The sequence below is a fragment of the Polaribacter sp. 2405UD43-2 genome (assembly GCF_058147125.1).
In genome coordinates this window covers 1-233 of sequence record NZ_JBYVJX010000116.1, presented here as the reverse complement: position 1 = coordinate 233, position 233 = coordinate 1, and the positions used below count along the sequence as shown (strand labels likewise).

At 30.9% G+C, this 233-nt stretch carries 1 protein-coding gene; it reads left to right on the top strand.

All coding sequences use genetic code 11. The features are described from left to right. Window positions 1-233, top strand: a 233-nt coding sequence (locus tag ACY2RX_RS14970; RefSeq protein ID WP_490104757.1) for a hypothetical protein, incomplete at both ends; no start/stop codon positions are given.

The following is a 233-nucleotide window of genomic DNA, read 5'->3' as shown; positions in this document are numbered from 1 at the left end:
AATCAAACAAAGTTGGATAATGGAAAAAGAGAAGCTGGCACAGGTTATTTTAAAACTGCGTGGAATGGGTCTGAAATTAAAAAAGAAATGGCAGAAGTTACCATTACCAAAAAAGAAAATGGAATTACTTGGGGAGGTTTGTATTGGCAGTATTTCGAAAATGTAGACAAAATTACATCCGCAGAAACTCCACTTAAATTGAATAAAAAATTATTTTTAAAAGTAAATTCTGA